We start from the raw sequence: 17,755 nt of genomic DNA, 5'->3' as shown, positions 1-17,755 counted from the left end.
CAATCACTCTCAGGCCGGGTCGAACCGCATCGAAGCGGAATTGATGCAATAGCGCAGGCCGGTTGGCGGCGGACCGTCCGGGAACACGTGGCCCAGGTGCGCGTCGCAGACGCCGCAAATGACTTCGGTGCGCACCATGCCGTGGGTACGGTCGGTTTTCTCGATCACATTGGCCGGATCGAGTGCACGGAAGTAGCTTGGCCAGCCGCAGCCCGAGTCGAACTTGGTGTCCGATTCGAACAGTGGCGTGTTGCAGCAGACGCAGCTGTAAATGCCATGCTCGTGGTGGTCCCAGAACTTGCCCGTAAAGGCGCGTTCGGTGGCCGCATGGCGCGTGACTTCGTATTCCATTGGATCGAGCTGGTTACGCCACTCGGCGTCGGTCTTGGTGACTTTGTCGGTCATGATGTGGTTTCCTCGTGTCTCGTTGGTGTGTTTATGAAGAGCAGCTCACTTCGAGATGCGCGGCCCAATCGGGCGGCAGCTCGGCGTAGGCAGCATTGTCGGGTTGTTCGTCGAACGGGCGCTCGAGCACGGCCAGCAGCTTGTGCACGCCGCTGAAATCGCCGATCTGGGCCTGTTCGATGGCCGTCTGGGCCAGGTAGTTGCGCAGGATGTACTTGGGATTGACCAGGTTCATCGCAGCGCGCCGGGTAGCGTCCACGCTGTGTTCGTTGCGCAGGCGGGTGCGGTAGATCGTGGCCCAGGCGTCGAACGAAGCGCGGTCGATGAACAGATCGCGCAGCGGTTCATCCTGCCCGGGCGCGGCCACCTGCAGGTCGCCAAGCAGGCGGAAAAACAGCGTGAAGTCGGCGTGGTTCGCCTGCAGCAGCTCGATCGTGTCTTCGAACAGCTTGGCGTCGCCGTCCTGGCTGTCTTGCAGGCCCAGCTTGCCGTGCATCAGGATATCCATCTGACGGCCGAATTCGGGCCGATATACGGCGAGGGCTTCTTCGGCCACCTCGGGTTCGCCGATCAGCGGCAGCAGGGCATTGCCCAGCGCATAGCAGTTCCAGTGGCCGACCGGCACCTGGTTGGCATACGAATAGCGCCCGCCCTGGTCCGTGTGGTTGCAGATGTGGCGCGCGTCGAACGCTTCCATGAAGCCGAACGGGCCATAGTCGAGCGTCAGGCCCAGGATCGACATATTGTCGGTGTTCATGACGCCGTGCATGAAGCCCACGGCCTGCCAGTGCGCAATCATGCGCGCGGTGCGGCGCGTGACTTCGGCCAGCAGCGCCGCATAGGGATTGGCTTCACCCGCGAGTTCGGGATAGAACTGCCCGATGACGTAGTCGGCAAGCACGCGCAGCTCGTCCTGGCGGTCATGCGATGCCCAGTGCTCGAACGAGCCGAAGCGAACAAACGTCGGCGCCATGCGCGCCACGACGGCGGCCGTTTCGAGCGTTTCGCGGGCGATGCCTTGCGGCGAGCCGGTCAGGGACAGCGCGCGCGTGGTCGGGATGCCCAGCGCCGCCATCGCTTCGGAACACAAAAACTCGCGGATCGACGAGCGCAGCACGGCGCGGCCGTCACCCATGCGGGAATACGGCGTGCGCCCTGCGCCCTTGAGCTGGATTTCCATCGGCCCGGCGGGAGTGGCGATGTCGCCCAGCGTGATCGCGCGGCCGTCGCCGAGCTGGCCGGCCCAGACACCGAACTGGTGGCCGGAATACACGGCGGCAAGCGGTTGCGAACGCGGCGCCACCTTGTTGCCGGTGAAGACCTCGACAAAATCAGGGCGCGCGAGATCCTCGACAGTCAGCCCGATCAGGGCGGCCGCAGGTTGGCTGGCCGCGATGAAATGCGGCGCAGGCAATGGCGTGGGCATCAGGCGCGTGTAAAACGCTGGCGGCAATTCGGCGAAAGAATTGTTCAGTGCAAGTTCATCGGCAGTGATGGCAGTCCTCGTTGGCGTGGTCGGCAATGAAACGATTTTACCCGACCGTGATATTACGCGTGATCGGGCATACCGGTTCACGCGCGTTACACCCTGTAACGACGCCGGCCGGGCAGCACCTGAGCGATGCGGCGCTGCATCATCGAATTGCATTGACGCCGCGCCGCATCGCACACGACACTTTCGACGTTGCTGCTGAGTGTTATGACCCTACGATTCCGGAGCCCACATGCCTGATTACCCGATGAGTCCCCTGCAAGGCCAGATGATGGATGCACCGTTGCTGGTTTCCGGCATCATCGAATTCGCCGCGCGCCATTATGGCGATGGCGACATCGTCTCGCGCCGCGTCGAGGGCGACCTGCACCGCTACACCTGGCGCGATGCGGCCGCCCGCTCGCGCCAGTTGGCCAATGCGCTGGACAGCCTTGGCATCGCCATGGGCGACCGGGTGGCCACGCTGGCCTGGAACGGCTACCGGCACCTGGAACTGTATTACGGCGTCTCGGGTTCCGGCGCCGTGCTGCACACGATCAATCCCCGTCTGCACGCAGAACAGATCGCCTATATCGTCAACCACGCCGACGATCAGGTGCTGTTCTTCGACCTGACCTTCCTGCCGATTGTCGCCGCGCTGGCGCGCACCTGCACGGGCGTCAAGGCCTGGGTGGCCCTGTGCGACAGCGCGGCGCTGCCACGTGACAGTGGGATTGACACGCTGCTGTGCTACGAAGACCTGATCGGCGCGCACAGCGATGTCTATGCGTGGCCGCAGTTCGACGAACGCTCGGCCGCCAGCCTGTGCTACACGTCCGGCACGACCGGCAATCCGAAAGGTGCGCTGTATTCGCACCGCTCGACGGTCCTGCACGCGTACGCCTCGGCCATGCCGAACGCGCTCAATGTATCGTCGCGCGACGTCGTGCTGCCGGTGGTGCCGATGTTCCATGTGAACGCGTGGGGGTTGCCGTACTCGGTGCCGCTGTCGGGCGCCAAGCTCGTGTTTCCAGGCCCGGCGCTCGATGGGCGCTCGCTGTACGACCTGTTCGAAGGCGAGGGCGTGACGTTCTCGGCGGGTGTGCCCACGGTCTGGTTGGGCCTGGTCAACCACGTGATCGAGCATGATCTGACGTTCTCCACGTTCCGCCGCACGGTGATCGGCGGTTCTGCCTGCCCGCCGGCGCTGATGGACACGCTGATGGACCGTTTCGGCATCGAGGTCGTGCATGCCTGGGGCATGACCGAGATGTCGCCGCTGGGCACAGCGTGCACATTGAACAGCGCGCATCAGGCACTGTCACCGGAGGCGCAGCGCGCCGTGCTGCGCAAGCAGGGCCACGCCATCTATGGGGTCGACATGAAAATTGTCGACGACGCTGGCGCCGAACTGGCCTGGGATGGCGTGACGTATGGCCATCTGCTGGTGAAGGGGCCGTGGGTCGTCTCCGGCTACTTCCGCGAGGAGGGCGGCAATGTGCTGGTCGATGGCTGGTTCCCGACAGGCGACGTCGCCACCATCGACGCCGACGGTTATCTGGCGATCACGGACCGCAGCAAGGATGTGATCAAATCCGGCGGCGAATGGATCGGCACCATCGACCTGGAAAACGTGGCGATGGCGCATCCGGCCGTGCTGCAGGCCGCCTGCATCGGCGTCGCGCACCCGAAATGGGACGAGCGCCCGCTGCTGGTGGTCGTGCGCCGGCCCGGCATGGACGTCACGCGCGACGCGTTGATCAGCTGGTTCGACGGCAAGGTCGCGCGCTGGTGGACGCCGGACGACGTCGTGTTCGCCGACAGCTTGCCCGTTGGCGGCACCGGCAAGATCCAGAAGAACCGGTTGCGCGAGACGTATGCCCGGCATCGTCTGCCATCGGCGCAGAGCCGCGAAACATAGTTGTGCGACGCAGTTTGGGGCGGGCGGGTAAAGTTGTGTCACTTTTAACAATCTTCTACTCACAGGAATTCCCATGCGCCTGCTTATCGCCCTCATTTTCCCGTGGCTGACGTTCTTCACGATCGGTCGTCCTATTGCCGGCGTCATCTGCCTGATCCTGCAAATCACGCTGGTCGGCTGGCTGCCTGCCGCGATCTGGGCCGTGTACGCGCTGAACGAGTACAAGACCGACAAGAAGATCGCCGAGGCGAGCCAGCGCGGCCAATTCTGAACGGGTAATCACCAGCCTGGCGTGCCCGAATAACACGTTCGTTCGTTTATTTGCGGTATAGTTGGCGGCTCGGTCATTCCCACTTTCAGGAGACGAAATCGACATGAGCGCCGACTACCAGGTGCACGGCAGCGTTGCCGTCATCACGCTGAACAATCCCCCCGTCAACGGCCTTGGCCTGGCGACCCGCACGGCAGCCGTTGCCGGCATCCACCAGGCTGAAGCCGATCCGGCCGTCACGGCCATCGTGATCACCGGCGCCGGCAAGGCGTTCTCGGGCGGCGCTGACATCCGTGAATTCACGTCCCCCAAAGCGCTCACCGAGCCCACGCTGCATACGCTGATCGCGACCGCAGAGGGCGCTGCCAAGCCGGTCGTTGCCGCAATCCACAGCGTGTGCATGGGCGGCGGCCTTGAGTTGGCGCTGGGCTGCCATTACCGCGTCGCGGCGCCCGGTGCGCAGATCGCGCTGCCGGAAGTCAAGCTGGGCCTGTTGCCGGGCGCGGGCGGCACGCAGCGCCTGCCGCGCATGCTTGGCCTGGAAAAGGCCCTCGACATGATCCTCACTGGCGCGCCAGTGTTGTCAGACAAACTGGCCGGGACGGCGCTGTTCGATCGTGTTTTCGATGCGGACGTCGACCTGCTGTCGGCTGCCATTGCGTTTGCCGAATCCATTGCCGCCGTGCGCCCGCTGCCCAAAGTGCGCGACTGCGCCGTCGCCCACCCTGACGCCGCCGGCTTCCTGGCAGCGGCGCGTGCCCGCGTCGATGCAATGGCCGGGCCATTTCCGGCGCCGCGCGAGTGCGTCGAGACAGTCGCCGCGTCGGTCACCGCCGATTCGTTCGAGGCCGGTTTGCAGTTCGAGCGCGAACGCTTCATGTACCTGACCACGACGCCCGAATCGAAGGCGCTGCGCCACGCATTCTTTGCCGAGCGCGCCGCCGGCAAGGTGCCGGGTGTGCCTCCCGACATGCGCCCGCGCCCGATCGCCAGCGCCGCCGTGGTGGGCGCCGGCACGATGGGCGCCGGCATCGCGATGACCTTCGCCAATGCCGGCATCCCGGTGACGATCCTCGAGACGAAGCAGGAAGCGCTCGACAAGGGCCTGGCCGGCATCCGCACCGTGTACGAACGCAGCGTCACCAAGGGCAAGCTCACGGCCGACAAACTGGCGCAGCGCATGGCCTCCATCACCGGCACGCTGTCGTATGATGCGCTGGCGCAGGCCGACATCGTCGTCGAAGCCGTGTTCGAGGACATGGGCGTCAAGGAGCTGGTGTTCCGCGAACTCGACAAACTGATGAAGCCGGGCGCAATCCTGGCCACCAATACTTCGTCGCTCGACGTGAATCGCATTGCCGCATTCACGGGCCGGCCACAGGATGTGATCGGCCTGCATTTCTTCAGCCCCGCGCATGTGATGAAGCTGCTCGAAATCGTGCGCGGTACGCAGACCGGGGCCGATGTGCTGGTCACGGCGCTGGCGCTGGCGAAAAAACTCAGGAAGACGGGTGTGGTCTCTGGCGTCTGCGATGGTTTCATCGGCAACCGCATGCTCGAGCAGTATCTGCGCCAGGCCTACTTTCTGCTGGAAGAAGGCGCGCTGCCGGAACAGGTCGACCGCGCGATCGAGGCGTTCGGCTTCGCGATGGGCCCATTCCGGATGAGCGACCTGGCCGGCAACGACATCGGCTGGCATATCCGCAAGCGGCGTGCGATCGAGTCACCGGACTTTGCCTATTCTAAGCTGCCGGACCGCTTGTGCGAGGGGGGCCGCTTCGGGCAAAAGACGGGCGCCGGCTGGTATGACTACCAGTCGGGCGCACGGGCGGCCACGCCCTCAGACACCGTCGACACGATGGTGACGCAGTACTCGGACGAGATCGGGGTCGCGCGCCGCGCCATTGCGGACGCTGAAATCGTCGAGCGGCTCGTGTACGCGCTGGTCAATGAGGGCGCGAAGATTCTCGAAGAAGGCATCGCACTGCGGGCATCGGACATCGACATGGTCTACCTGAGCGGCTACGGCTTCCCGCTGCACCGTGGCGGGCCGATGCTGTATGCCGACATGGTCGGGTTGCCGGCCGTGCTGGCGGCAATCGAAGGCTTTGCCCGTGGGCGCAATGGGGAGGCGTGGACGCCAGCGCCGCTGCTGGTGCAACTGGCCGCGGCGAATGGCGCGTTCAACGCCTGAAGATAAAACGGCTTGATGCGGGGACGGCGCTGCCTTCCACGCATCAAGCAGACAACAAAACGACTAGTCGTTCGCGTAGATATTGTTGTCCTTGGTCTCCCGCACGAACAGCGCACCGATCACGAACGTGGTCATGGCGATGATGATCGGGTACCACAGGCCGTAGTAGATATCACCCTTGAACGCCACCAGCGCGAAAGCCGTCGTCGGCAACAGCCCGCCGAACCAGCCATTCCCGATGTGATACGGCAGCGACATCGACGTGTAGCGGATCCGGGTCGGGAACATCTCGACCAGCATCGCCGCGATCGGGCCATACACCATCGTCACGTACAGCACGAGGATGAACAGCAGCACGACCAGCATCGGCTTGTTGATCGCGGCCGGATCGGCTTTCTCCGGATAACCCGCGCTGGCCAGCGCCCCGTTGACCTCTTTCTTGAGCGCCGCTTCGCTGGCCTTCGAGGCATCGTTGAAGTTCAGGTTATCCGGCGTCATGACGGCGTTGAACGACTTGAACTCGGTCGTGCCGATCTTGATCGTGGCGACGGTGCCGGCTGGCGCATCGATGCGGTTGTAGCTGACCGAGGCGGCCGTCAGCATGCGCGTGGCGATATCGCACGATGACGGGAACTTGCGCGTGCCCGTTGCATCGATCTGGAAGCTGCAGGTCGCTGGATCGGCCACGACGAACACGGGCGCGGTGCGCAGCGCCGTTTCCAGTGCCGGATTGCCGTAGTGCGTGATCGCCTTGAAGATCGGGAAGTAGGTCGCTGCCGCAATCGCGCAGCCGCCCAGAATGATCCACTTGCGGCCAATCTTGTCCGACAGCGCGCCAAAGATGATGAAGAACGGCGTGGCCAGCAGCAGGGCGATCGCGATCAGGATGTTGGCCGTCGGGTCGGCAATCTTGAGCGTCTTGGTCAGGAAGAACAGCGCGTAGAACTGGCCCGTGTACCAGACCACGGCCTGGCCCATCGTCAGGCCGAGCAGCGCCAGCAGGGCGATCTTGGCGTTCTTCGGTTTCAAAAAGGCTTCCGACAGCGGCGCTTTCGACGTCTTGCCCTCAGCTTTCATCTTGGCAAACGCCGGCGACTCGTTCATCGACAGGCGGATCCAGACCGAAATCCCCAGCAGCACGACCGAGATCAGGAACGGAATGCGCCAGCCCCAGGCCTGGAATTCTTCTTCGCCGATCAGCGTGCGGGTACCGAGGATGACCAGCAGCGACAGGAACAGGCCGATCGTTGCAGTGGTCTGGATGAATGCCGTGAAGAGACCGCGCTTGCCGTGTGGCGCATGCTCGGCCACGTAGGTTGCCGCGCCGCCGTACTCGCCGCCCAGCGCCAGGCCCTGCAGGATGCGCAGCGTGACGAGAATGATCGGCGCGGCGATGCCGATCTGTGCGTAGCTGGGCAGGATGCCGACGAGGAAGGTCGATGCGCCCATCAGCAGGATCGTGATCAGGAACGTGTACTTGCGGCCGATCATGTCGCCCAGGCGGCCGAACACGAGCGCGCCGAATGGTCGCACGATGAAGCCGGCGGCAAACGCCAGCAACGCAAAGATGAAGGTGGTGTTGGGGTCGCCAATGAAGAACTGCTTGGCGATGATCGTGGCGAGCGAACCGTAGAGGTAAAAATCGTACCATTCGAACACGGTGCCGAGCGAGGAAGCGGCAATGACCTTGCGCTCTTCCTTGGTCAGGCCGGCGGTGGTGGTGGGAGGTGGTACGGCGCCGACAGTATTGCCGGGTGTGATGGCCATGGCGTGTCTCCGTTCATTGTTTTGTGTTTAAGCGGAAAGGCTGATTGTTGGTCAGCCAACGCAATGTGCGCCTCGAACCTTACGCGAATCTTGCAAAAAGGGTGATCGGATCCCCTTGGTGTAAATATGTTTTTTGTACGGTTTTGGCGAACGGTCATGCGGTCGCTATACTGGTTGCGAAGGGCAGGCAATGCTGCCCACGATGCATACAACAGGAGAACGAATGATCAAGCACATCGTCATGTGGAAGCTGAAGGAAGAGGCCGAAGGCGCGGACCGCGCAACCAATGCACGCGAGATGAAACGCCGGCTCGACGAATGCGCCGCGATCGTCCCAGGCATCATCACGTTCGAAGTCACACTGGCCCAGCCCGACCTCGAAGCGACCTACGATATCGTGCTGTATTCCGAATTTGCCGACCGCGCAGCGCTGGAGGCGTATGTCGCCCACCCGGTGCACCAGGCTGTGGTGCCCTTCATCGGCGCGATCCGCGAAGGCCGCCAGTGCATGGATTACGAAGTCTGACCCCGCCGTTCTGACCGGAGGCCATATGCGCACCACGCAGCAACTGTTTTCACTGGAGGGCAAGACCGCCATCGTCACCGGCGGCTCGCGCGGGCTCGGCCTGCAGATGGCGCAGGCGCTGGGCGAGCAGGGCGCGCGCCTGATCCTCACGTCGCGCAAGCAGGAAGAACTCGACGCCGCCGTCGCCCGGCTGCACGATCTGGGCATCGAGGCGAGCTGCTTTGCGGGCGACCTGTCCGACCCGGCGCACGCAACAAGTCTGGTCGAGACGGCCCTGGCGCGCCTGGGTCACGTCGATATCCTGATCAACAATGCCGGCGCTACCTGGGGCGCACCGGCCGAGGATTATCCGCTCGAGGCGTGGGACAAGGTCATGAACCTGAACGTGCGCTCGGTATTCCTCGTGGCGCAGGCCGTCGGCAAGCTGTCGATGATCCCACGCCGCTACGGGCGCATCGTCAATATCGCGTCGATTGCCGGCCTGTCGGGCAACCCGCCGGATGCCATGCAGACCATCGCCTACAACACGTCCAAGGGTGCGGTCATCAACTTCACGCGCACGCTGGCAGGCGAATGGGGCCGCCATGGCATCACGGTCAATGCGATCGCGCCCGGCTTTTTCCCATCCAAGATGACCAAGGGCGTGCTGGCCGCCTACGGCGCCGAAGGCCTGGCAGCCGCTGCGCCGCTGGGCCGGTTGGGCGACGACGAAGACCTGAAAGGCGCGGTGGTGCTGTTCGCCTCCGACGCCGGCAAGCACATCACGGGACAAATACTGGCGGTCGATGGCGGCGTGACTGCTGTCTGACGGTTGTCTCAACGTTCGGTCAAAGGACATGACGATGGATGATTTCAAAGGCAAGGTCGCGGTCATCACGGGCGCGGCCAGTGGCATGGGCCGCGAGTTCGCCACCATGGCGGCCAGCCTAGGCATGAAGCTGGTGCTGGGCGACGTGCAGCGCAAGCCGCTCGAGAAAGCTGCCGAGGAACTGATGGACGGCGGTGCCGAGGTCATCGCGATGGTGTGCGACGTGCGCAAGAGCGCGCACGTGCAGGAGCTGGCCGATTCGGCGATGGCGCGCTTCGGCGCGGTGCACCTGGTGTTCAACAATGCGGGCGTTGGCGCTGGTGGCCTGATCTGGGAAAATTCGAAGGAAGACTGGGAGTGGGTGCTGGGCGTGAACCTGTACGGCGTCGTCAACGGCGTGCGTGCGTTCATCCCCGTGATGCTGGAATGCGCGGCCAAGGATCCTGCGTACCGGGGCTATGTCGTCAACACGGCGTCGATGGCGGGGCTGATCAATTCACCGGCGCTGGGCCTGTACAACGTGTCCAAGCATGCGGTGGTGGCCCTGACCGAAACGCTGTATCACGACCTCAAGCTGGTCGATGCGCCGATCGGCACGTCGGTGCTGTGCCCGTACTTCATCCCGACGCAGATCGCACAGTCGCACCGGCACCGGCCGGACGAACTGCGCACCGACGAGATCATGACAGCCAGCCAGCTGGCGGCGCAGGCGCTGACCGAAAAAGCCGTTGGCTCGGGCAAGGTGTCCGCGGCGCAGGTGGCGCAGCTGACGTTCGACGCCATCCGCGCCGAGCGATTCTATGTGTTTTCGCATCCGCAGGCGCTGGGCTCCGTGGCCGAGCATGCCGATGCGCTGGTGCATGGCCGGCAGCCGCCCGACCCGTATGCAGCCACGCCGCACCTTCGCGACATCCTGAAGGCGGGCCTGAAGGGCCGCCGCTAAGCGGCCAAACGTTTACTGCGTCAGGCTTCGACCTGCTCGCCCGGCACCACGACGCGCTCGTGCAGGTCAGGCGCGCCGTTGACGTACAGCTTGACGACCGTCGACGTGCGCGTGCCGTACTCCTCGGACTCGATGCAGACCGACGACAGCATCCGCTCCATCTCGAGTGGCACGCCCGTCTCGGGTAACCGCAGATCGGGTGCACGGGTCGTGTCGGCCAGCATTTCAAAGTACGCGTCTTCCGGCGCGCCCTGGCACAAGAGGCTCGCGAACTGTGCTTTCGTGCGCAGCACCTTCGGCCACGGCGCGTCGAGCAGACCGTTCGAGATGCCGTAGATCCGGCCGCGTTCGAGCGGCTGGCCGTTGCGCGGGTCGTGCTGTCCGCGGTTCGAGTACCAGTACAGCGTCTCGCCGTCGCCCAGCACCAGGTTGTAGCCGTTGTAGTTGTCCGGCTGCGCCGCGAGCTGCGCGACGTAGGCGCCCGCATCGAGCTCGCCTGCCAGGTAGTCAGCCACCAGCGCGCCGCGTGTCGGCGCATCGGGCTGACGTTCGCCCGGGCTGCGGATATTGGTCAGCGCGGCAAAGCGCGGGCCGTTCGGCCCCGTGAGCGACACGCCCATCCAGCTGCCGCCGCCTTGCAGGTCGCGTCCGGCGATCACGTGCGGATGTTCGGGCCAGGGCGCGGCGGGCAGGGTCGGGCGGTCATAGAATTCATCGCGGTTGGCAGCGGCAATCACGGGCACGCCAGGGACGACGTGCCATGCAAAGACGATCAGGCACATGGCGGCAACTCCGTAAATACTTCGACACGGCGCGGGCCGGCGAGCAGGGATTCGAATCCGGCTTCGTCGACGGCGCGCGCGAGCGCGACGTCAAAGCCAAAGGGGACGGACGGGTAGACTTCCATCCAGGTTTGCCGGCCATCCTGGTTGCCGGGCCTGCGCTTGAGCTGTACGCTCACGCCTTCGCTGGCGACGAGGGCTGCCTGCATCGCGCGCACCAGCGGGGCCAGTTGCGCGGTGTCGGCGTCGCGCACCTTGTAATACACGTACAGGTCGGAGACGGACAAATCGGCCATCGTCAGTCGTCGATCGCGTCGAGGCTGTACGGCATCGGCAGAAAACTAACGCGCGCGCCGGTGGCCGAACCCAGGCGCACGTCTTCCGTCAGCTGCGCCAGCTTGATTTCGACGAGCGCGTCGGCGCCGCCGATGCCGTTGGGTGCGACGTTGACGACCATGCCGCATGGCTGGCTCGGGTCGAGCAACGAAAAGACTTCGTCGCCGGCGCGTGCACCCGCGTCGTCAATACGGGCCAGCGCAGCGCGGCGCTTGATCTTGCCGAGGTACTTGGTGCGTGCGACGATTTCCTGGCCTGGATAGCAGCCCTTCTTGAAATTGACGCCACCGAGCAGCTCCAGATTGATCATCTGCGGGACGAACTGTTCCTGCGTGGCGGGGCCCACCTGCGGCTCGGCCGCGTGGATCGTCGCCAGTTGCCAGGCCTGGTCGCCGCCGACGGCAAGCTGCGTGCCCAATGCGGACAGTGCAGCACTTGCCGTCTCGGCGGACGTGAGCCACAGGTAGCGCGGCGCGCCGAACGCATCGTTCAGGCGCAGCACGGTGCCGAACGCACCATCCGTCTTGGTCATCGGCGTGGCCGGCAGCGTTGGCACGATCTGGCCGAGCGCCGCTTGCGCGCGCGCGCCGCCCAGGCCGAGCACCGTGGCGAATGGCGCCGCTTCGGTTGCATCGACAAGTTTGGCCTTCGAGCGCATGACGAACATCGACAGCCGTTTCTGCAGCGGCGCCTGGATCGCGCGCGGCAGTTGCAGGTAGACGGCATCGACGTCGCGCCACATCAGGAAGCTTGCCTGCAGGCGGCCCTTCGGCGTGCAGAAGCCCGCGAAGCGCACGTCCGTTGCCGTCAGGTGCTCGACGTCGTTGGTCAGTTGCGTATGCAGGAATTTGGCAGCGTCGTCACCGCTCACGGCGATCAGGCCCTGGTCGCGTACCGTCGCGATGAAGCCGGCGGTGACGTCGTCGAGCGTGAGCTGCGGGCCAGTCTCGATGGCCTGCGCGGCGACCGCGAGCTGGTCGTGACCGGATGCTGGCGAAGGCGTGTTCTGGATGTCTGTCTGGGTCGTCATCAAAATCCGCTTATATTTAGGCAATTAGGCTTTATCATTACGGCCTCATTATAGAGTTGTGTGGAAAATCGCGCCGGGCGCGGTCCATTTCGCACGTTGACCGCGCAAAGACATGGCACTGATAAAAAAATTACTCGTTACCGGCGTCATCGTTTCCGTCGCCGCCGCCAGCGGCTTTGCCTGGTGGACCAAGCAGGCCTTGCCCGTCCCCGGTGCCCCGATTGAATTTTCGATCAACCCCGGCAGTGGCGTGGCCGCCAGCGCGCAGCAGATGGCCGCCGCCGGCGTGCCCGTCAACCCGACGCTGTTCGTGCTGCTGGCGCGCCTGACGGGCGACGCGGGCCGCATCAAGGCTGGTAGCTATGAACTCAAGCCGAACACATCGCCGCGCCGCCTGCTGTCGCAACTGGTGCGCGGCGAATTCGCGCAAGAAGCCGTGACGATCATCGAAGGCTGGAGCTTCAAGCAGATGCGCCAGGCGATCAGCAGCCACACGCGCCTGAAGCACGATACCGTCAAGCTGACCGACGCCGAACTGATGGCGAAAATCTCGACCGAGTACAAGGATCCGGAAGGCCTGTTCTTCCCCGATACCTATCTGTTCGCGAAGGGCTCGTCCGAGATCGAGATCTACCGCCGCGCGCACCAGGCCATGCTGGATCACCTGAACGAAGCCTGGGAAAAGCGCAACAAGGATCTGCCGTACAAGACGCCGTACGAGGCGCTGATCATGGCCTCGATCGTCGAGAAGGAAACGGGGCAGAAGAGCGAACGCACGATGATTGCCGGCGTGTTCGTCAACCGCCTGCGCACCGGGATGCTGCTGCAGACCGATCCGACCGTCATCTACGGCATGGGCGACGCGTTCGTCGGCAAGATCGGCAAGAAGGACCTGCTGACCGACACGCCGTACAATACCTATACGCGCGGCGGCTTGCCGCCCACGCCGATCTCGCTGCCCGGCCTGCAATCGCTGCAGGCGGCGCTCGCGCCGGCCGAGACGCCGGCGCTGTATTTCGTCTCGCGCGGCGACGGCACCAGCCAGTTCTCCAGCAATCTGCCGGACCATAACCGCGCCGTGAATCGCTACCAGCGCGGGATCACCACCCAATGACAGAAAGTTGTTCCATGCAGGGCAAGTTCATCACGTTCGAAGGCATCGACGGCGCCGGAAAATCGACCCATATCGGTTTCGTCACCGATTTTCTCGCAACGCATGGCAAGACCGTCGTCGCCTCGCGCGAGCCGGGCGGCACGCCGCTGGGCGAAAAGCTGCGCGACGTGCTGCTGCACGAAACGATGCATCTGGAGACCGAGGCGCTGCTGATGTTCGCCAGCCGCCGCGAACATATCGCGCAGGTGATTGCGCCGCAGCTGGCGCAGGGTCACTGGGTGCTGTCGGACCGGTTCACCGATGCCAGTTTCGCGTACCAGAGCGGTGGCCGCGGCCTGTCGCGCGAGAAGATGGAAGCACTCGAGGCATGGGTGCATCCAGCGCTGCAGCCGGACCTGACGCTGCTGTTCGACGTGCCGCTGGAAGTAGCGCGCGAACGGCTTGCGGCTTCGCGCACGCTCGACAAGTTCGAGCGCGAGCAGGCTGAATTCTTTGGCCGGTGCCGCGCCGAGTATCTGCGCCGCGCGGCGCAGTTCCCGGGGCGCTTCGTCGTCGTCGATTCGACGCGCAGCATCGAGGCGATCCAGCGCGAACTCGCGGATGTCCTGGAGCGCCTGCTGTGACGATGTATCCGTGGCAGGGCGCCGCCTGGACGCAATTGCAGGCGCTGCGCGCGCGCATGCCGCACGCGATCCTGTTCCACGGCCCGGCCGGCACCGGCAAGGCCGATTTCATCGAAGCGTTTGCCCAGGCGCTGCTGTGCGAGAACGCCCGGCCTGACGGCCAGGCTTGCGGCGTCTGCGCATCGTGCGGCTGGTTTGCCCAGCACAACCATCCCGATTACCGCCGCGTGCGGCCCGAAGCACTCGAGGACGAACCGGGCGCGGGCGACGAGGAAGGCGACGGCGATCGTAAATCGAAGTCGACCAAGGCGCCGTCGAAAGAAATCAAGATCGAGCAGATCCGCGCGCTGGCCGACTTCATGAATATCTCGACGCACCGCCAGGGCTTGCGCGTCGTGGTGCTATATCCGGCCGAGGCGCTGAATACACCGGCCTCGAACGCGCTGCTCAAGACGCTGGAAGAACCGCCACCGGGCACCGTGTTCCTGCTGTCGTCCAATAGCCTGGACCGGCTGCTGCCGACGATCCTGTCGCGCTGCCGCAAGTTCGCGCTGCCGATGCCGTCGCACGATGACGCGCTGGCGTGGCTCAACGCGCAAAGCGTGCCGGATGCCGACAGCTGGCTGCGCGAGCAGGGCGGCGCACCGCTGGCGGCGCTGGCCGCATCGGCGCACGGCAGCCGCGAAGAACTCGACGTGCTGCTCGCGTTTCTGGCGCGCCCGGCGCCGGATGCGGCGCTGCGCGCGGCCGACAAGCTGGCCAAGGCCGAGTTGCCGGCATTGGTGGCGTGGACCCAGCGCTGGCTGTACGATGTGTTTTCGTACAAATTGTCGGGCAAGATCCGCTACTACCCGCGCTACCAGAAAGAGCTGGCGGCGCTGGCCGGCCGGGCGCAGACGAACAACCTGCTGCGCGCGATCAAGGCCATGAACGAGCGGCGCGCAGTGGCCGATCATCCGCTGTCGGCAAAATTATTTGTCGAGGACATGCTGCTTGAGTACACTGGCTGCTGTACATGAGAGGACCACGATGAGCGCCAATCCGCCAGATGCAACCGCAGCCCAGGCCCCGCGGCCGTCCGTGCTGTCGCTGGCGATCAAGGAAAAGGCAGCGCTCTATGCGGCCTACATGCCGTTCCTGCGCAACGGCGGCATGTTCGTCCCGACCACCAAGCCCTACCAGATCGGCGACGAGATCTACCTGATCCTGGCGCTGATGGACGACCCGAACAAATACCCGATTGCCGGCACCGTCGCCTGGATCACGCCGGCGGGCGCCAATAACAACAAGGCGCAAGGCATCGGCGTGCATTTCCCGGCCGATGAATCGGGCCAGCGCGCCCGCCAGCGCATCGAAGAAATTCTCGGCGCCGCGCTGCGTTCGTCGCGCGCCACCCATACTCTGTAACTCACCAAATTCTGTCACTAACCCATCCCTGCTGCATGCCTTCCTACGTCCATCGCCTGGCACGACGCGACGACCTGCCGGTCATCGTCGATATCTATAATTCCACCATCGCCTCGCGCGACGTGACGGCCGATACCGAACCGGTATCGGTGCAGTCGCGCGAAGCCTGGTTCAACGAGCACACGCCCGACCGGCGCCCGCTGTGGGTGATTCACGATGCGCTCGATACGAGCGAACAGCCGGCCGTCATTGGCTGGCTGTCGTACTCGAACTTCTATGGCCGCCCGGCGTATTCGGGCACGGCGGAAGTCTCGATCTATATCGCCGAAAGCGCGCGCGGCCAGGGCCTGGGGCGCTACTGCCTGGAGCTGGCAATCGCGTTCGCGCCCGAGGTCAAGGTGCACACGCTGCTGGGCTTCATCTTTGGCCACAATGCGCCGAGCCTGGCGCTGTTCGGTAAGTACGGGTTCGAGACCTGGGCCAACTTCCCGCGCGTGGCGAACCTCGACGGCATCGAGCGAGATCTGATCATTCTGGGCAAGCGGGTGGCCTGAGCGCGTAGGCTGCGCCCATGCTGCGGCCGGGCGCCTCGCGTACAATGGCGGGATGTTTATCGATTCCCACTGCCACATCAATTTTCCGGAACTGGCCGCCCGCATGCCCGAGGTGCTGGCCAAGATGGCCGAGAACCAGGTCACGCACGCCCTGTGCGTGTCGGTCGACCTGCCGGACTTTCCGCAAGTGCTCGCGCTGGCCGAGCAGTATCCGCATATTTTTGCCTCGGTCGGCGTGCATCCCGACTACGAGGAGACCCCTGAGCCGACCGTGCAGCAGCTGGTCGACCTGGCGGACCATCCGAAGATCGTCGCCATCGGCGAGACGGGCCTGGATTACTACCGCCTCAAGGGTGACCTCGAATGGCAGCGCGAGCGATTTCGCGTGCATATCCGCGCGTCGCGTGAGACGCGTAAACCTCTGATCATCCATACGCGCGCCGCCAGTGAAGACACGATCCGCCTGATGAAGGAAGAGGGCGCCGGCACCGACGCCGGTGGCGTGGCGGGCGTGATGCATTGTTTCACCGAGTCGCTGGAAGTGGCGCAGGCGGCGATGGAGCAGGGCTTCTATATCTCGTTCTCGGGCATCGTCACGTTTAAAAGCGCCAAGGATCTGCAGGCAGTGGCGCTGGCCGTGCCGCTCGAGCGTATGCTGATCGAGACCGATTCGCCGTACCTGGCGCCAGTGCCGTTTCGCGGGCGCATGAACGAGCCGGGGTATGTGGCGCACGTGGCCGAGTACATCGCCACGCTCAAGGGCGTGTCGCTGCGCGATGTCGCGGCGCAGACGAGCGAGAACTTCTTCAACCTGTTCCAGACAGCTAGGAGCTGACGCATGCGGATTGTTCGTTCGATGGCGCGCATGTGCGCGGCCGGTGTGCTGAGTGTGGTGGCCGTCGATGCCATCGCTGCCCAGGCGCCCAATGAAAAGCAGGTGTCGTCGTTCTTCCGCGCCGTGCAGATGGACGATGCAAGCACCGTGCGCAAGATGGTCGGCACGATCGTCAACGCGAACGAACTCAATCCGCTGGGTGGCGAACCGGCGCTGGTACTGGCGATCCGCGAAGGCTCGACGGCGGTCGTGCAGGATCTGCTGGCGCATCCGGGCACCGATCTGGAACGCAAGGCAGTCAACGGCAACACGGCACTGATGATGGCAGCGTTCAAGCGTGATGGCGACACCGTGCGCGCGCTGCTGGACAAGGGCGCAAAGGTCAACCAGCCCGGCTGGACAGCGCTGCATTACGCAGCCGCCAGCGGCGACGCCGCGATCGCGCAACTGCTGATCGAGCGTGGCGCGCAGGTCAATGCACTGTCGCCGCGACCGTCCGGCGCCGTGACGCCGTTGATGATGGCGGCGCGCGAGGGACAGGATGGGATCGTGCGCCTGTTGCTGGCCAAGGGCGCGAACGCGGGCCTGAAGAATACAGAAGGCTTCACCGCTGCCCAGCTGGCAAAGCAGGCCGGGCACGACAAACTGGCCGGACTGCTGTCCGGCCGGTAAAGAGTGGCGAATGGCGTCCGGATTGAATTGGACGTCATTTGCCCCTCACCTCGACAGATTGCGCGCAGGAAAGAGTATCCATAATAGTCCTACGGT

At 64.6% G+C, this 17,755-nt stretch carries 19 protein-coding genes; 13 read left to right on the top strand and 6 right to left on the bottom strand.

Translation table 11 applies throughout. The annotated features are described in order from the left end of the window. Nucleotides 1–9 precede the first annotated feature (9 nt). On the bottom strand, nucleotides 10–405 hold the full coding sequence (gene msrB, locus IFU00_10530; protein ID MBD8542720.1) for a peptide-methionine (R)-S-oxide reductase MsrB: 396 nt from the start codon (nucleotides 403–405) through the stop codon (nucleotides 10–12). 31 nt (nucleotides 406–436) lie between these two features. After that, entirely contained in the window at nucleotides 437–2,053 is a 1,617-nt protein-coding gene (locus tag IFU00_10525) for a YdiU family protein (protein MBD8542719.1), read from the bottom strand. Between the two features lie 100 nt (nucleotides 2,054–2,153). On the opposite strand from IFU00_10525, the gene IFU00_10520 reads away from it, so the two are divergent. From IFU00_10520 to IFU00_10510, 3 genes are all read left to right on the top strand, one after another. Continuing rightward, on the top strand, nucleotides 2,154–3,797 hold the full coding sequence (locus IFU00_10520) for a fatty-acid--CoA ligase (GenBank protein MBD8542718.1): 1,644 nt from the start codon (nucleotides 2,154–2,156) through the stop codon (nucleotides 3,795–3,797). A gap of 73 nt (nucleotides 3,798–3,870) precedes the next feature. Further along, entirely contained in the window at nucleotides 3,871–4,068 is a 198-nt protein-coding gene (locus IFU00_10515; protein MBD8542717.1) for a YqaE/Pmp3 family membrane protein, read from the top strand. Between the two features lie 103 nt (nucleotides 4,069–4,171). Next, the gene (locus IFU00_10510) at nucleotides 4,172–6,262 is read left to right on the top strand and encodes an enoyl-CoA hydratase/isomerase family protein (GenBank protein ID MBD8542716.1); all 2,091 of its coding nucleotides are present in this window, start codon (nucleotides 4,172–4,174) and stop codon (nucleotides 6,260–6,262) included. Nucleotides 6,263–6,325: 63 nt separating this feature from the next. Here the strand turns inward: IFU00_10510 and IFU00_10505 are convergent, their stop codons facing one another. Then, nucleotides 6,326–8,029 carry an MHS family MFS transporter gene (locus IFU00_10505; GenBank protein ID MBD8542715.1) on the bottom strand — a complete coding sequence of 568 codons (1,704 nt, stop codon included), beginning with the start codon at nucleotides 8,027–8,029 and terminating at the stop codon, nucleotides 6,326–6,328. 223 nt (nucleotides 8,030–8,252) lie between these two features. On the opposite strand from IFU00_10505, the gene IFU00_10500 reads away from it, so the two are divergent. From IFU00_10500 to IFU00_10490, 3 genes are read left to right on the top strand one after another with little or no spacing between them, the layout of a single operon-like run. Then, nucleotides 8,253–8,555 (top strand): Dabb family protein, encoded by a 303-nt coding sequence (locus tag IFU00_10500; GenBank protein ID MBD8542714.1) that lies wholly within the window; start codon nucleotides 8,253–8,255, stop codon nucleotides 8,553–8,555. 25 nt (nucleotides 8,556–8,580) lie between these two features. Further along, nucleotides 8,581–9,363, top strand: coding sequence for an SDR family oxidoreductase (locus IFU00_10495; GenBank protein ID MBD8542713.1), 783 nt, complete (start codon nucleotides 8,581–8,583; stop codon nucleotides 9,361–9,363). Between the two features lie 34 nt (nucleotides 9,364–9,397). Further along, entirely contained in the window at nucleotides 9,398–10,306 is a 909-nt protein-coding gene (locus IFU00_10490) for an SDR family oxidoreductase (GenBank protein MBD8542712.1), read from the top strand. A 20-nt stretch (nucleotides 10,307–10,326) separates the two neighbouring features. Here the strand turns inward: IFU00_10490 and IFU00_10485 are convergent, their stop codons facing one another. The 3 genes from IFU00_10485 to IFU00_10475 are packed head-to-tail and all read right to left on the bottom strand — an operon-like array spanning nucleotide 10,327 to nucleotide 12,454. Further along, on the bottom strand, nucleotides 10,327–11,088 hold the full coding sequence (locus IFU00_10485) for an NRDE family protein (protein MBD8542711.1): 762 nt from the start codon (nucleotides 11,086–11,088) through the stop codon (nucleotides 10,327–10,329). Beyond that, entirely contained in the window at nucleotides 11,079–11,384 is a 306-nt protein-coding gene (locus IFU00_10480; GenBank protein MBD8542710.1) for a DUF4936 family protein, read from the bottom strand. The genes IFU00_10485 and IFU00_10480 overlap by 10 nt, the downstream gene beginning before the upstream one ends. A gap of 2 nt (nucleotides 11,385–11,386) precedes the next feature. Further along, entirely contained in the window at nucleotides 11,387–12,454 is a 1,068-nt protein-coding gene (locus IFU00_10475) for a folate-binding protein YgfZ (GenBank protein ID MBD8542709.1), read from the bottom strand. A 112-nt stretch (nucleotides 12,455–12,566) separates the two neighbouring features. On the opposite strand from IFU00_10475, the gene mltG reads away from it, so the two are divergent. The 7 genes from mltG to IFU00_10440 are packed head-to-tail and all read left to right on the top strand — an operon-like array spanning nucleotide 12,567 to nucleotide 17,659. After that, nucleotides 12,567–13,568, top strand: coding sequence for an endolytic transglycosylase MltG (mltG, locus tag IFU00_10470; protein MBD8542708.1), 1,002 nt, complete (start codon nucleotides 12,567–12,569; stop codon nucleotides 13,566–13,568). Continuing rightward, entirely contained in the window at nucleotides 13,565–14,191 is a 627-nt protein-coding gene (locus IFU00_10465) for a dTMP kinase (protein ID MBD8542707.1), read from the top strand. Before mltG ends, IFU00_10465 begins: the two co-directional genes overlap by 4 nt. Nucleotides 14,192–14,193: 2 nt before the next feature. Continuing rightward, nucleotides 14,194–15,210: a DNA polymerase III subunit delta' gene (locus IFU00_10460; protein MBD8542706.1), complete on the top strand. Its 1,017-nt coding sequence runs from the start codon at nucleotides 14,194–14,196 to the stop codon at nucleotides 15,208–15,210. Between the two features lie 10 nt (nucleotides 15,211–15,220). Further along, the gene (locus IFU00_10455) at nucleotides 15,221–15,598 is read left to right on the top strand and encodes a PilZ domain-containing protein (GenBank protein ID MBD8542705.1); all 378 of its coding nucleotides are present in this window, start codon (nucleotides 15,221–15,223) and stop codon (nucleotides 15,596–15,598) included. Nucleotides 15,599–15,633: 35 nt separating this feature from the next. Continuing rightward, complete coding sequence (locus IFU00_10450) at nucleotides 15,634–16,152, top strand: N-acetyltransferase (GenBank protein ID MBD8542704.1); 519 nt, start codon at nucleotides 15,634–15,636, stop codon at nucleotides 16,150–16,152. A gap of 52 nt (nucleotides 16,153–16,204) precedes the next feature. Next, nucleotides 16,205–16,987 carry a TatD family hydrolase gene (locus IFU00_10445; GenBank protein MBD8542703.1) on the top strand — a complete coding sequence of 261 codons (783 nt, stop codon included), beginning with the start codon at nucleotides 16,205–16,207 and terminating at the stop codon, nucleotides 16,985–16,987. A gap of 21 nt (nucleotides 16,988–17,008) precedes the next feature. Next, nucleotides 17,009–17,659, top strand: coding sequence for an ankyrin repeat domain-containing protein (locus IFU00_10440; GenBank protein ID MBD8542702.1), 651 nt, complete (start codon nucleotides 17,009–17,011; stop codon nucleotides 17,657–17,659). Nucleotides 17,660–17,755 lie beyond the last annotated feature (96 nt).

This window comes from Oxalobacteraceae sp. CFBP 8761, from assembly GCA_014841595.1.
Lineage (GTDB): Bacteria > Pseudomonadota > Gammaproteobacteria > Burkholderiales > Burkholderiaceae_D > Telluria.
This window is presented reverse-complemented; position numbering and strand designations above follow the sequence as displayed.

Excerpts from the sequence above, each read along its gene's own strand:
- msrB (MBD8542720.1), bottom strand. The coding sequence starts at position 405 with ATGACCGACAAAGTCACCAAGACCGACGCCGAGTGGCGTAACCAGCTC.
- IFU00_10525 (MBD8542719.1), bottom strand. The coding sequence starts at position 2,053 with ATGCAATTCGATGATGCAGCGCCGCATCGCTCAGGTGCTGCCCGGCCG.
- IFU00_10515 (MBD8542717.1), top strand. The coding sequence starts at position 3,871 with ATGCGCCTGCTTATCGCCCTCATTTTCCCGTGGCTGACGTTCTTCACG.
- IFU00_10510 (MBD8542716.1), top strand. The coding sequence starts at position 4,172 with ATGAGCGCCGACTACCAGGTGCACGGCAGCGTTGCCGTCATCACGCTG.
- IFU00_10505 (MBD8542715.1), bottom strand. The coding sequence starts at position 8,029 with ATGGCCATCACACCCGGCAATACTGTCGGCGCCGTACCACCTCCCACC.
- IFU00_10500 (MBD8542714.1), top strand. The coding sequence starts at position 8,253 with ATGATCAAGCACATCGTCATGTGGAAGCTGAAGGAAGAGGCCGAAGGC.
- IFU00_10495 (MBD8542713.1), top strand. The coding sequence starts at position 8,581 with ATGCGCACCACGCAGCAACTGTTTTCACTGGAGGGCAAGACCGCCATC.
- IFU00_10490 (MBD8542712.1), top strand. The coding sequence starts at position 9,398 with ATGGATGATTTCAAAGGCAAGGTCGCGGTCATCACGGGCGCGGCCAGT.
- IFU00_10485 (MBD8542711.1), bottom strand. The coding sequence starts at position 11,088 with ATGTGCCTGATCGTCTTTGCATGGCACGTCGTCCCTGGCGTGCCCGTG.
- IFU00_10480 (MBD8542710.1), bottom strand. The coding sequence starts at position 11,384 with ATGGCCGATTTGTCCGTCTCCGACCTGTACGTGTATTACAAGGTGCGC.
- IFU00_10475 (MBD8542709.1), bottom strand. The coding sequence starts at position 12,454 with ATGACGACCCAGACAGACATCCAGAACACGCCTTCGCCAGCATCCGGT.
- mltG (MBD8542708.1), top strand. The coding sequence starts at position 12,567 with ATGGCACTGATAAAAAAATTACTCGTTACCGGCGTCATCGTTTCCGTC.
- IFU00_10465 (MBD8542707.1), top strand. The coding sequence starts at position 13,565 with ATGACAGAAAGTTGTTCCATGCAGGGCAAGTTCATCACGTTCGAAGGC.
- IFU00_10460 (MBD8542706.1), top strand. The coding sequence starts at position 14,194 with ATGTATCCGTGGCAGGGCGCCGCCTGGACGCAATTGCAGGCGCTGCGC.
- IFU00_10455 (MBD8542705.1), top strand. The coding sequence starts at position 15,221 with ATGAGCGCCAATCCGCCAGATGCAACCGCAGCCCAGGCCCCGCGGCCG.
- IFU00_10450 (MBD8542704.1), top strand. The coding sequence starts at position 15,634 with ATGCCTTCCTACGTCCATCGCCTGGCACGACGCGACGACCTGCCGGTC.
- IFU00_10445 (MBD8542703.1), top strand. The coding sequence starts at position 16,205 with ATGTTTATCGATTCCCACTGCCACATCAATTTTCCGGAACTGGCCGCC.
- IFU00_10440 (MBD8542702.1), top strand. The coding sequence starts at position 17,009 with ATGGCGCGCATGTGCGCGGCCGGTGTGCTGAGTGTGGTGGCCGTCGAT.